The following is a 12,097-nucleotide window of genomic DNA, read 5'->3' as shown; positions in this document are numbered from 1 at the left end:
GGGCGAGCGGTTTACGGCTCGAACTTGTAGCCCAGACCGCGGACCGTCACCAGGTAGCGCGGGGCGCCCGGGTCCGGCTCGATCTTGGCGCGCAGGCGCTTGACGTGGACGTCGAGGGTCTTGGTGTCGCCCACGTAGTCGGCGCCCCAGACGCGGTCGATGAGCTGCATCCGGGTCAGCACACGGCCGGCGTTGCGCAGCAGCATCTCCAGCAGGTCGAACTCCTTCAGCGGAAGGTCCACCTTGGAGCCGCCGACCGTCACCACGTGGCGGTCGACGTCCATGCGGACCGGGCCCGCCTCCAGCGCGGCCGGCGTGACCTCCTCCGGCTCGCCGCGGCGGCGGAGCACCGCACGGATGCGGGCGACCAGCTCACGGGAGGAGAAGGGCTTGGTGACGTAGTCGTCGGCTCCTATTTCGAGACCGACGACCTTGTCGATCTCGCTGTCCTTGGCCGTCACCATGATCACGGGGACGTTGGAGCGGCCGCGCAGCTGGCGGCAGACCTCCGTGCCGGGCAGGCCCGGCAGCATCAGGTCGAGGAGGACGAGGTCGGCGCCGTTGCGCTCGAACTCGTCGAGTCCGTCGGGGCCGGTGGCCGCGATGGCGACCTCGAAGCCCTCCTTGCGGAGCATGTACGACAGGGCGTCGGAGAAGGACTCCTCGTCCTCGACGACGAGCACTCGGGTCACGGAAGGACCTCCGGGGCGGGAAGCGGTTCGTACGGGGATGATTCAGGGGAACTGCCGGCCTCGTCGTCGAGGTCGGGGTCGGGGTGCTGCGACGCGCGGTCGCGGGCCGCACCCGCCTCCGGCAACCTGAGGGTGAAGGTGGAGCCCTGGCCTTCGGCGCTCCAGACCGTGACCTCCCCGCCGTGCGAGGCGACCACGTGCTTGACGATAGCGAGACCCAGACCGGTGCCTCCGGTGGCCCGCGAGCGGGCCGGGTCGACGCGGTAGAAGCGCTCGAAGACGCGCTCCTTGTCCTTCTCGGAGATACCGATGCCCTGATCCGTCACGGCCAGCTCGATCATGTCGCCGCCAGGGGCGCTGATCCGGCGGGCGGCTATGCCGACCCGGGTGCGGGCCGGGGAGTAGTTGACGGCGTTCTCGACCAGGTTGCCCAGGGCGGCGGCCAGCTGGCCGCGGTTGCCCCAGACATGCAGATCGGCCGTGCCACCGGCGGCCATGGTGATCTGTTTCGTGCCGGCCTGGTGGCGGCAGCGGTCGACGGCCTCGGCGACCAGCTCGTCCACGCGGATGGGCTCCGCGTCCTCCAGCGGGTCGTCGTTCTGCACCCGGGAGAGGTCGATCAGTTCCTGGACCAGGTTGGTCAAGCGGGTCGCCTCGATCTGCATACGGCCCGCGAAGCGCTGTACGGCCTCGGGGTCGTCCGAGGCGTCCATGACCGCCTCGGAGAGCAGGGAGAGCGCGCCGACGGGCGTCTTGAGCTCATGGCTCACATTGGCCACGAAGTCGCGCCGTACGGCCTCGATTCTCCTGGCCTCGGTCAGGTCCTCGACCAGCAGCAGGACCAGGCGGGAGCCGAGCGGGGCCACGCGCGCGGAGACGGCGAGGGCCTCGCCGCGTCCGGTGCCGCGCCGTGGCAGGTCCAGCTCGACCTGGCGTATCTCGCCGTCACGTCTGGTGTCTCTCGCCATCTGGAGCATCGGCTCCACGGCGAGCTTGCCACCGCGCACCAGCCCGAGGGCGTAGGCGGCGGAACTGGCCTTGACGACGGCGTCGGCCTCGTCAAGGACGACGGCCGAGGAACGGAGCACGGACAGCACGGTGTCCACGCCCGGCGGGAGTACGGGATCGATATGCAAGGAAGTCCTGGTCGGTCGCTTCTGGTCGCGTTCGCTCCAGCGGAACGCCAGCATGGCGATGACGCCGGTGAGCACCCCGGCGATCGCTGCCGCTGCGGCGACCGCCGCGTTCACGTCCATGCCTCCAGGTTAAGCAGGGCGTACGACAAGACCACAGCCGTCGAGGTGCGACCTCGAACACTCGTCGCCCAGAGTTCACCTGGGAGCCAGTATTGGTTCATTTGGGGTGGCAGAAACGGACGCGTACAGGCCACAGCGTGGGAGCGTGGGGATCGCACCGCCGGTACTGCCACGGGGCGCTCGGCCCGTTCGGTGTCACTGCCCCGGAAAACCCCAGAACACGCACGTAGGAGAGGAAAACCCTGATGCGGGACGCGTACCACGAGGAACTTGACTCGATCGGCGACAGTCTGGTGGAGATGGCCCGGCTGGTCGGGTCGGCGATCGGGCGCGCCACGACCGCCATCCTGGATTCCGACCTCAAGCTGGCCGAAAGCGTGATCGAGGCGGACCAGAAGGTCGACGAACTCCAGCACGACCTGGAGGCGCGCGCGATAGCCCTGCTCGCCCGGCAGCAGCCGGTGGCGACCGACCTGCGGATCGTCGTCACCTCCCTGCGGATGTCCGCCGACCTGGAGCGCTCCGGCGACCTCGCCCAGCATGTGGCGAAGCTGGCCCGGCTGCGCTTCCCCGAGCGCGCGGTCCCGCAGGACCTGCACGCCACGATCCTGGAGATGGGCCAGCTCGCGCAGCGCCTGATGGCGAAGGCGGCCGAGGTGATCATCACGAAGGACGTCGACCTCGCGATGCAGCTGGAGCAGGACGACGACGAGATGGACCAGCTGCACCGCACACTGTTCCAGCACCTGATCGACGAGCGCTGGAAGCACGGCATCGAGACCGCCGTCGACGTCACCCTGCTCGGCCGCTACTACGAGCGGTACGCCGACCACGCCGTGGCCGTCGCCAAGCGTGTCGTGTACCTGGTCACGGGTGAGCACGCGGACGAGCTGCAGGCGGACATCCAGCCGGTCACGGGCGTCGAGGGGGCCTGACAGCGGGCCTGACCCCGCCGGGCCGGCCCGGGCGGCCGGGCGGCCGGGCGGCTCCCGGAGTGGTGCCGGGGGGCGCGTGGACGTGTGAGCGCCTCCGTGCGCCGTTGATGCGCCCAGGAAAACGGGCATGAGATGGGCAAGGGCATCCCTGCCCCCGCGTCTAGGAGGGACCCATGGCCGAATCCCCCAGCACCACGCCCGACCCCACGCAGGAGCGCGAGACCGACCGGCCCGCCGAAACCAGGAACCTTCCGCTGATCGGTGCGTGCGGCTGCGGCTCGGGCTGCGGCTGCGGCTGCCAGTCGGGTGGCCCCTGCCAGTGCGGCTGAGGGCGGTACGACGCCACAAGGGCCGGTGTGGGATCACTCCCCACCGGCCCTTCCTCTGCGCCGGGCGGCACGCCTGGTAGAGGGCCTGGCAGGAAAGGCCCCGTACGCACTGCACCTTGATGAACGGCCTTGATCACGTCCCCTCGACGGTGAACCGGCGCACCCATATGGCTCATTCATTCGAGCCGATTCCCTCGAACGAGGTAGTAAGCGTCAACTCTGCTTGACGTGATCAAGAACCTCAGGTGGGCCGCCCCCGCGGTCGTACTCCTTGTCGTGCCCTTCACGACGTCCACCCCGGCCCAGGCGCGGGACCGTTCCGCCCCGGTGTACACCGTCTCTCTCGCGGCGGCGGTGCACGCGCTCCCCGTCGCCGCGGAGTCGCGGGACGGGTACCGGCGCACGAGCTTCAAGCACTGGAACGCGGGCCAGAATCCGACCGACGGCTGCAACACCCGGGCCGAGGTGCTCATCTCGGAGGCGGTCGACCCTCCCCTGATCCTTCCGGGGTGCAAGCTGTCCGGAGGGCGCTGGTGGTCGTACTACGACTCGAAGTGGATCACCTCGGCCGCGGCCCTGGACGTCGACCACATGGTGCCGCTGGCCGAGGCCTGGGACTCCGGGGCGTCACAGTGGACGGCCCAGCGGCGCGAGGCCTACGCGAACGACCAGGACGCGCCGGCCTCGCTCGTCGCCGTGTCAGCCGCCGCGAACCGCAGCAAGGCCGACAAGGACCCGGCGGAGTGGCTGCCGCCGACCGCCGAGGTCCTGTGCCGGTACCTCTCGGAATGGGTCGGCACCAAACTCCGCTGGAGGCTCACCGCGGACGCCGCCGAACTCGAGAGCCTCGACGATCTCGCGAAGGCGTGCCCCAGCACGGCCGTGACCTACCAGCCGGCGGCCTGAGCCCCCTCGGGCCGACCGGCGCCCTGCCCGCGGAGCTTGATCCACTGCGGGAACGTTTGAGCTTGCTCGTACGAGTGATCACGGCTGCCCGGCCGTTCCTCGGAGAGCGGTCCGATCGTCTTCAGGCCGTAGTAACCACTATGGGATTGGAGTTTCATATGGACACGCTCTCCGCACTTCTGGGCAGCCTCTCGGGCATCCTCGGCGGTCTCCTCGGCGGCCTGGGCGGCTGACACCCACTCACAGCGGCTGACGCCCGCTCACGGCCCCGCACCACAACAAGCCCCCTGCCGGCGGAAGAACCGCGGGCGGGGGGCTTGGTCGTTGTGGCTTACTTCTTCTTGCCCTGGTTCTTCACTGCCTCGATGGCCGCTGCGGCCGCGTCGGGGTCGAGGTAGGTGCCGCCGGGGGTGACCGGCTTGAAGTTCTCGTCCAGTTCGTAGGACAGGGGGATGCCGGTCGGGATGTTCAGGCCCGCGATGTCGGCGTCGGAGATGCCGTCCAGGTGCTTGACCAGGGCGCGCAGCGAGTTGCCGTGGGCCGCGACCAGGACGGTGTGGCCGTCGAGGAGGTCCGGGACGATCGCGTCGAACCAGTACGGGAGCATGCGCAGGACGACGTCCTTCAGGCACTCCGTCTTCGGGCGCAGCTCCGGCGGGAGCGTGCCGTAGCGCGGGTCGTCGAACTGGGAGAACTCGGAGTCGTCCGAGAGCGGGGGCGGCGGGGTGTCGTAGGAACGGCGCCAGAGCATGAACTGCTCCTCGCCGAACTCGGCCAGCGTGGCCGCCTTGTCCTTGCCCTGGAGGGCGCCGTAGTGGCGCTCGTTCAGGCGCCAGCTGCGGTGGACCGGGATCCAGTGCCGGTCAGCGGCCTCCAGGGCCAGCTGGGCCGTGCGGATCGCGCGCTTCTGGAGGGACGTGTGGACCACGTCGGGGAGAAGTCCGGCGTCCTTCAGAAGCTCGCCGCCGCGGACTGCCTCCTTCTCGCCCTTCTCGTTGAGGTTGACGTCCACCCAGCCGGTGAACAGGTTCTTCGCGTTCCACTCGCTCTCGCCGTGGCGGAGGAGGATCAGCTTGTACGGTGCGTCGGCCATGGGACAGAGCGTAATCCACAGGTTCCCGGGCCCGCCCGGACCGGCCGGTGGGTGGACGGTTGGCGGCATCTGTTAATCGAGTGGCCACCGGCAGACCCCGCATGTAGGTTGCGCTTACCGGTTGAGCCACTTACAGAGCCCCACATCGGGGCATTCCGGGATCCACGGGGGGTCTTGTCATGTCCGCAGCTCGTCTTCGACGTGCCGCACGGGAGAGCGTCTCCGGGTTGCCCCGTGAGTTCTGGTGGCTGTGGACCAGCACCCTGGTCAACCGGCTCGGCGGCTTCGTGGCCACGTTCATGGCCCTCTACCTCACCCTCGACCGCGGCTACTCGGCCTCGTACGCCGGTCTCGTCGCCTCCCTGCACGGGCTCGGCGGGGTCGTCTCCTCGCTGGCCGGCGGGGTGATGGCCGACCGGCTGGGGCGGCGGCCCACCCTGCTCATCGCCCAGTCCGCCACGGCCGCCTCCGTCGCGCTGCTCGGCTTCATGACGCACCCGGTCGCCATCGCCGCCGTCGCCTTCCTCGTGGGCATGGCCTCCAACGCGTCCCGGCCGGCCGTGCAGGCGATGATGGCGGACATCGTCCGCCCCGAGGACCGGGTGCGCGCCTTCTCCCTGAACTACTGGGCCATCAACCTCGGCTTCGCCGTCTCCTCCATGGCCGCCGGGTTCATCGCCGAGTTCAGCTATCTCGCCGGGTTCCTGATCGAGGCCGGGATGACCCTGGCCTGCGCACTCGTCGTCTTCCTGAAGGTGCCCGAGTCCCGGCCCACGGCACACGCGCAGGAGAAGGACAGCGCCGTGAGCCTCGGAACCGTGCTGCGGGACGGGCGGTACATGGCCGTCGTCGGGCTGTCCTTCCTCGTCGCACTGGTCTTCCAGCAGGGGGCCGTGGGGCTGCCGGTGGCCATGGGGCGGGCCGGGTTCTCCCCCGCCGACTACGGCCTCGCCATCGCCGTCAACGGCATCCTGATCGTCGCCCTGCAGATCCCGGTCACCCGGTTCATCGAGCATCGCGACCCGCGCACCCTGCTCGTCGTCTCCTCACTGCTCGCCGGCTACGGCTTCGGACTCACCGCCTTCGCCGGGTCGGTGGGCGTCTTCATGGTCACCGTGTGCGTCTGGACCCTCGCCGAGATCGTCAACGCACCCACCCAGACCGGCCTCGTCGTCCGTCTCTCCCCGGTGCACGGGCGCGGGCGCTACCAGGGCGTGTACACCCTGTCCTGGTCCGTCGCCGCGCTGGTCGCCCCGCTGATGTCCGGCGCCGTCATCGACCACCTGGGCGCGCGGTGGCTGTGGGGCATGTGCGCCGCGGTGGGAACGGCGGCGGGACTGGGGTACGGGGTGCTCATGCGGGGGCTGCCGAAGGAAGAGCCGGTTCCGGCCCAGCGGCCATCCGCTTCCACACCGGAGTCCGTGCCCCAGGAGACAGCCTGACGAAAAGCCCGACCGCGCAGTCGGCCTATCCCATGGCATCCGCGCGCTCAGCCAGGCCACGCAGTTCAGGCGAGGCTGAGCGTCCACCCATCAGCATCAGCTCGCGGATGGCGCCGCGCGCCGCGATATGGCTTCTGATCAGATCTGGCGCGATCTCTTCGGCTCTCAGCAAGCACACAAGCGCGTCCCCGAACTGCCGACGCTGTACATGAGCGCGCCCCAGATCCATCAGCAGCCTGGCCTGTCGCTCGACGGACAACGCGCCGATGTCCAAGTCCTTGGCCGTGTCGAGGGCTTCCCCCGCGTCACCGAGGTCCACGGCCGTAGAGACCGCCTGGACCTCGACGTTCGTGGGGCCGAATTCCAGATCGAAGTCGTTGCGCTCACCTCCCATGCGGGCAGCTACCGTTCGAGCCTTGTCGATCTGCTCGCGAGCGGCGGATCGTTCACCGGCCCGTGCATGCACCAACGCCAGCGCGAGGTGAAGTGAGCCAAGAACCGACAATTCCTCCATGGGCGTCGCCGTCGCTTCGGCGTGCCTTGCGAGCGTGTTGAGCGCTGCGGCGGCAGCGTGCTCGGCCTGGTCCAGGCGCTTGAGTCGTACGAACGCATGGACCAGCCGGAAGACCCCGACGAAGACCCCGAGACGGTCGTCGGCGAGTTCGGCCGCGCGGATCGCCCGATCCGCCGCCAGCCATGCGGCATCTGCCTCGTCCTGCCGGACAAAAGCTGCCGACAAGGCTTGGTAGGTGCGCGCCAACAGCCGGTGAATCTCCGGCCGGAACTCGCCAGGGGCAGTTCGCGCCGCGCGTTCCAAGCGTGGCAACAACGGCCCCAGGACCCTGCTCAGCTCTGCGAACCGGTCTCCGTGAGTGAGCCTCCAGCCCCGCTCCACCTCGTCTCGCAGCTCGTGGAGCAGTTCGGCACGGAAGTCCTCCCGAGGCTCAAGGACGACGTCGAGCGCCGAGTGCCCGGAGATGACCAGCCGTGCTTGGTCCAGGTCATTGGGCACCGCGTCATCCGCAACCCCCGTGTCAGGTCTCGCTGCACTGGGAGCCTCGGGCTGGAGGACGTGCAAGGGAACGCCGAGTCCGTCGGCGAGCAGCCGCAGAACATCCAGCCGGTTCACCGGCTGGATGCCTCGCTCGACCTGCGACACCCAACTCGCCGTCCGCCCGATCGCCGCGGCCAGTTCGCTCTGAGTGAGGTCTCGTTGTCGTCGCAGTTCGGCCACGCGCGCCCCGAAGGCCCGGCGCACCTCCGATGACACGGCTATGCCGCCACCTTCCCTGCGACGGCGTTGAGGAACGTCACGTCGACGCCCGTCAGGTATTGCTCGCGTTCAGTGAGGAACCGCTTGGTGTGCGGCTGAGCCTCATGCGCCTCGAACGCGGCGCGATCTGCGTACAGCTCGTAGAACACGCGGATCAGTGGCTCGCCGACAGGCGTGTGAGTCACGTACGCCAGCGTGCCCGGCTCCTGCTCATTGATCCCCTTCAAGGTCTCAGTACACAGATCATCAAAGGCAGTTGCCGCCTCCTGGTCCCGCAGTTCGAAGCGCACGACCAATCCGAGGCCTTCACCCATGAGCACTCCTTCCGTTGGCGCCAAGTCTGTCAGGTACGCAATCCAGCTGTGAATAACAGAGTTTCTTAACTCGCAGAGACTCTGCGAGTATGCTCGTAGTCATGCTGCTACCGAGCGTGATCCGACCTGCGACGCATATCCGTTGGACGGCCCGTCACCGTCTGCCGCTCGGGGCGCCACAACACGACAGACCCCCGCGACCGCTGACACGGCCCGGGGGCATGGCTCACCTGAAGAAAGCAGGTAGACGTGCCGCACTGTATCGCCCTCCTCGGCGCGCTATTGCTGAGGCTGCTGCTACCCCCGCGCGGTCGGCACCGCGCCGCCCCGTGCTCCATCAGCACCTCACCAGAACTGCGGACCGCAACCACCCACGCAGGGCATCGCGTGCGGCACCAGCCCCCTGCTCCGCCCCACTTCCGAGGGGAGGACTCCCCTCTCGTGCGCCCCTACGTCCTCTCCCCCGCCGAGTGGAACCGACTGAAGCACCACCGACAGCAACAGCACCGACGCCGACGCGCCCTCTGGCTCGCCGTGCACGACATCGACATCGGCCCCCGTCCGATCCGCAGCTCGAAGATCAAGGATGTACAGATCAACGGCGTAAGGGCTGCTGCCTGATGGACGACCCCACCACTCCCATCACACGCCGCACCACCCGTCTCCTGCCCTGGTCCGGCCCCGAAGGGAAGCCCTGCTACCTCCTCACCGAGGACCACAGTGGCGGCTGCCTCTCCCGGCTCGCCGACAACGTGGAGTCCGTCCAACTGGGCATGGGCGATCAACTGCTTGAGCATGCACGGGCGTTGATCGACGACCCCAAGACCGGACCCGCCGAGCTGCGATATCTCTCCACACGATTGACCGAGTCGCTGCGGGACGTCCTTCGCGTCGCTGAAAGCCGCGGGGCCTCCGGCAAGAAGCCGCCCGCCCATCCTGCTCACATGCCACCGAGATGCTGGAGGCCGCATGCATCAACTCATCGCAAGCCCGTTCCTCGACGAGTACCTCGTCTTACGCCCCGGCCTCGACACCGGAGTGCAGATCCCGTTCGCCCGGTACCTCGAACTCGGCAAGGCCACGAGCACGGGCACCGAGGCTCCTCGCTGGCTCGTGGACGGCGCACACCAGGCGTGGGGGCTCGAACTCCCCGCACACCGCCCGCTACGCGACACCGTCCTCGTACGCGCCCCCTCCCCGTACGGCATGGCCCGCGCGTCCTATGAGATCAACAAGGGCTGTGACTACGACTGCCCGCACTGCTACCTCGGCTTGAAGCGGTTCGAGGGAATGCCGTGGGCCGACAAGATCCGGCTACTCGACATCATGCGCGACGCAGGCGTGCTCTGGCTCCAGATCACGGGCGGCGAACCACTGATCGACCGCGAGTTCCCCGAGGCGTACTCGTACGCCTACGACCTCGGCATCATGTTGACGATCTCGACGAACGGCTCGCAGCTCCACAAGGCGAAGATCCTCCAAACGCTCACCGAGCGACCGCCCCATCACCTCTCTCTGAGCCTCTACGGTGCTACCGAAGAGACGTACGACGGGTTCACCCGCAACCGAGGCGCGTTCGGCCGCTTCATCCGTGGACTCGACGCCGCGCGCGAGGCTGGCCTGCGCTTGCAGTTGAACATCGTCATCACGAAGGACAACGCCGACGAGTTCGCCGCCATGGAGCAACTCGCCGAGCGCTACGGGCAGGTGTTCGTGTTCACCAACATGTCGCCCACCATCCAGGGCGACGCAACTCCGATTCCCGAGCAGGCCGCGAAGTACCTGCGCAGACGGAAGCCGTTCACCGGCTGCAACGCCGGACACACGTTCTTTCACGCCGACCCGTTCGGCCACGCGTCCATATGCAAGATCGGTCGCGACCCGCACATCCCTCTGACGCGGGAAGGCATCGAGGGACTAAAACGCCTCGGCGGTATCGCCGACGGCCTACAGCTTCGCACCGGGGGCTGCGCCGGCTGCGCGTTCGGACAGAAAGACGCCGACGGCAACCCGGGCGGCTGCACCACCTGCCGCCCCATGGCCAAGCTCTACCAGGAGGCGAAGGCACCGCAAAACATGTACTGCCAGCATCCCGACCGCGAACCAGTGAGGTGAACCCATGGCAACCGCCATCGAGCCCCGCACCATGGAAGAGACCGCCACTCGATCTCCCGGCCCCGTGATGGTCGCGATCATGCCCCGCCCGACCGCGCCGATGGCCGACCCGCTCCCCGTCGCGATCACGTCCCGTCCGATCGCCGACGACGAGTTCCGGATCACCAAGGAGATCGGTACGTTCTCCAAGAGCCTCGGCTGCTCGTGCCAGGCCGACGATGACCAGCCGTACTAGACCCCACACGCACCACAGAGCCGCCCCCGCCCGCGTAGGGTCGGGGGCGGCTCGCCGTCCACCCCCAGGAACCTCACATGCCCGTAGACCGCATCCGCTGGGACGACCTGCCGCTCGCCGCCCGTGACGCGGTCGAGCAGTACACCGGCCCGGTACTGCGCACCAAATCCGCCGACGCCGGCGCGAACTCCGGCATCGCCGCCACCGTCCACACCACCGCCGCGACCCTGTTCGTCAAGGGCGTGCCCACCGATCACCCGCAAGCCCGGACGCAACAGCGCGAGGTCACGATCAACCCGTACCTACCCCCCTCATGCCCTCGACTGCTGTGGCATGTACAGGCCGCCGGATGGGATCTGGTCGGATACGAGCACCTCGTCGGCCGCCACGCTGACTATGCCCCCGGCTCCCCCGATCTGCCGCTGGTCGCCCGTGCCGTGGTCGAGCTCCAGAACACGCCCTGCCCCGACATCGAACTGAAGCGCGCCGAGGACCGATGGAGCGGTTACACAGGCCCTGCCGGCGTCGAGCAACTCGTCGGCGACACCCTGCTGCACACCGACCTCGCGCCGCACAACATGCTCGTGACCGACCGCGCCCACCTGATCGACTGGGCATGGCCTACCCGCGGCGCGGCATGGATCGACCCTGCCGTGCTCATCCTGCGACTCACGGAAGCCGGCCACACCCCGGAAGGCGCGGACGCATGGGCGCGCGAGCAGTTCCCGTCATGGGCAGCAGCGTCGCACGCTTCCGTCGCCGCGTTCTCCGAGGCGAACGCCCGTACCTGGGATGAGATCGCCCGCAACGACCCGCAGGACTGGAAGAAGCGTGTGGGCCGACTCGCCCATGACTGGGTGACCTACTGGCGCACCCGAGCCTCGTAAGCCAGACCCCGCGCAGGAACTGCAGCCGCGCGTGTCGGAGCAGGCCGTCTGACCGGTTCTGCCACCAGGCATTGGTCGACAGCCACTAGGCATTGGGCGACGGCGCAGGTTCCCGTCGATGCTCCAGCCACGTGCGACTCAGGTCGTCCCAGATCGTTTGGTATCTGCCGAATATCTCGCCAAGGTGGTCATGCGTGAGGTCGTCGGCTGCCGTGGATGCCATGAGGTACTCCAGGTCATCGGCAAGCCGCTGGAACCGGTACTGCGTTTCCTCCATGAGCACCCATCGAGAGCGCCAGTTGAAGAACGGTTCGACGGCCCCCAGCAATGTCCCCAGAGCCACAAGGGCAAAGGCCAGACCTGCCCATGTGTTCAGACTCTGCAGGCCCAGAATGATGGTGGACGCGGCGGACAGCGCGAGCGTGAGTATTTTGGTCGCTGAAGCGCTTCGACGGAACCTCTGCTTCCTGCTGCGTGCGTAGTCGTTGCCCTGATGAATCTTGTTCAGCAGGAGGGCCGCTGTCTCCCTCGGGCTGAGACCGACGCCTGGTCCACTGTCCGGCTGCACTCCGCCCCCAAAGATCTGTCGCCGCCTTGCAGCTCGCCCCCGGCAGACGCAG

General features: G+C 68.4%; 14 protein-coding genes and 1 pseudogene. 9 read left to right on the top strand and 6 right to left on the bottom strand.

Features of this window, described 5'->3' with window-relative positions; translation table 11 throughout:
- Positions 1 to 11: 11 nt before the first annotated feature.
- Both phoP and phoR read right to left on the bottom strand, forming a co-directional pair.
- Positions 12 to 683, bottom strand: coding sequence for a two-component system response regulator PhoP (gene phoP / locus IE277_RS06780; protein ID WP_506005340.1), 672 nt, complete (start codon positions 681 to 683; stop codon positions 12 to 14).
- Positions 684 to 688: 5 nt separating this feature from the next.
- Positions 689 to 1,948: a two-component system sensor histidine kinase PhoR gene (phoR, locus tag IE277_RS06775; RefSeq protein ID WP_189949475.1), complete on the bottom strand. Its 1,260-nt coding sequence runs from the start codon at positions 1,946 to 1,948 to the stop codon at positions 689 to 691.
- 245 nt (positions 1,949 to 2,193) lie between these two features.
- Between phoR and phoU the strand changes: the two genes are divergently transcribed.
- The 3 genes from phoU (at position 2,194) to IE277_RS06760 (ending at position 4,118) form a co-directional block, all read left to right on the top strand.
- Positions 2,194 to 2,883 (top strand): phosphate signaling complex protein PhoU, encoded by a 690-nt coding sequence (phoU, locus tag IE277_RS06770; RefSeq protein WP_189949473.1) that lies wholly within the window; start codon positions 2,194 to 2,196, stop codon positions 2,881 to 2,883.
- Positions 2,884 to 3,056: 173 nt separating this feature from the next.
- Positions 3,057 to 3,212 carry a hypothetical protein gene (locus IE277_RS06765; protein ID WP_189949471.1) on the top strand — a complete coding sequence of 52 codons (156 nt, stop codon included), beginning with the start codon at positions 3,057 to 3,059 and terminating at the stop codon, positions 3,210 to 3,212.
- A gap of 228 nt (positions 3,213 to 3,440) precedes the next feature.
- Entirely contained in the window at positions 3,441 to 4,118 is a 678-nt protein-coding gene (locus IE277_RS06760; protein ID WP_189949469.1) for a GmrSD restriction endonuclease domain-containing protein, read from the top strand.
- A gap of 331 nt (positions 4,119 to 4,449) precedes the next feature.
- Here IE277_RS06760 and IE277_RS06755 read toward each other — a convergent pair whose 3' ends face one another.
- The gene (locus tag IE277_RS06755; protein ID WP_189949466.1) at positions 4,450 to 5,211 is read right to left on the bottom strand and encodes a phosphoglyceromutase; all 762 of its coding nucleotides are present in this window, start codon (positions 5,209 to 5,211) and stop codon (positions 4,450 to 4,452) included.
- A gap of 179 nt (positions 5,212 to 5,390) precedes the next feature.
- Between IE277_RS06755 and IE277_RS06750 the strand changes: the two genes are divergently transcribed.
- The gene (locus tag IE277_RS06750; RefSeq protein ID WP_189949464.1) at positions 5,391 to 6,653 is read left to right on the top strand and encodes an MDR family MFS transporter; all 1,263 of its coding nucleotides are present in this window, start codon (positions 5,391 to 5,393) and stop codon (positions 6,651 to 6,653) included.
- 25 nt (positions 6,654 to 6,678) lie between these two features.
- Here the strand turns inward: IE277_RS06750 and IE277_RS06745 are convergent, their stop codons facing one another.
- Both IE277_RS06745 and IE277_RS06740 read right to left on the bottom strand, forming a co-directional pair.
- Positions 6,679 to 7,923 carry a helix-turn-helix domain-containing protein gene (locus IE277_RS06745; RefSeq protein ID WP_189949462.1) on the bottom strand — a complete coding sequence of 415 codons (1,245 nt, stop codon included), beginning with the start codon at positions 7,921 to 7,923 and terminating at the stop codon, positions 6,679 to 6,681.
- A 2-nt stretch (positions 7,924 to 7,925) separates the two neighbouring features.
- A complete protein-coding gene (locus IE277_RS06740) occupies positions 7,926 to 8,240 on the bottom strand; it encodes a putative quinol monooxygenase (RefSeq protein ID WP_189949460.1) in 315 nt (104 codons plus the stop codon).
- A gap of 441 nt (positions 8,241 to 8,681) precedes the next feature.
- On the opposite strand from IE277_RS06740, the gene IE277_RS06735 reads away from it, so the two are divergent.
- The 5 genes and pseudogenes from IE277_RS06735 (at position 8,682) to IE277_RS06720 (ending at position 11,477) form a co-directional block, all read left to right on the top strand.
- Positions 8,682 to 8,861: a hypothetical protein gene (locus IE277_RS06735; RefSeq protein WP_229880869.1), complete on the top strand. Its 180-nt coding sequence runs from the start codon at positions 8,682 to 8,684 to the stop codon at positions 8,859 to 8,861.
- Positions 8,861 to 9,151, top strand: a pseudogene (locus IE277_RS46965) (hypothetical protein); the annotation flags it as partial. The gene IE277_RS06735 and the pseudogene IE277_RS46965, both read left to right, overlap by 1 nt.
- Before the next feature lie 58 nt (positions 9,152 to 9,209).
- Entirely contained in the window at positions 9,210 to 10,355 is a 1,146-nt protein-coding gene (locus IE277_RS06730; RefSeq protein WP_189949456.1) for a radical SAM protein, read from the top strand.
- 4 nt (positions 10,356 to 10,359) lie between these two features.
- Positions 10,360 to 10,590 (top strand): hypothetical protein, encoded by a 231-nt coding sequence (locus IE277_RS06725; RefSeq protein ID WP_189949454.1) that lies wholly within the window; start codon positions 10,360 to 10,362, stop codon positions 10,588 to 10,590.
- A gap of 77 nt (positions 10,591 to 10,667) precedes the next feature.
- A complete protein-coding gene (locus tag IE277_RS06720) occupies positions 10,668 to 11,477 on the top strand; it encodes an aminoglycoside phosphotransferase (protein WP_189949452.1) in 810 nt (269 codons plus the stop codon).
- Between the two features lie 85 nt (positions 11,478 to 11,562).
- Here IE277_RS06720 and IE277_RS06715 read toward each other — a convergent pair whose 3' ends face one another.
- Complete coding sequence (locus IE277_RS06715; RefSeq protein ID WP_189949451.1) at positions 11,563 to 12,045, bottom strand: DUF4231 domain-containing protein; 483 nt, start codon at positions 12,043 to 12,045, stop codon at positions 11,563 to 11,565.
- Positions 12,046 to 12,097 lie beyond the last annotated feature (52 nt).

Source organism: Streptomyces alanosinicus, from assembly GCF_014650595.1.
Taxonomy (GTDB): domain Bacteria; phylum Actinomycetota; class Actinomycetes; order Streptomycetales; family Streptomycetaceae; genus Streptomyces; species Streptomyces alanosinicus.
Note: the sequence above shows the minus strand (reverse complement) of the source record. Positions and strands in the feature narration are given on the sequence as shown.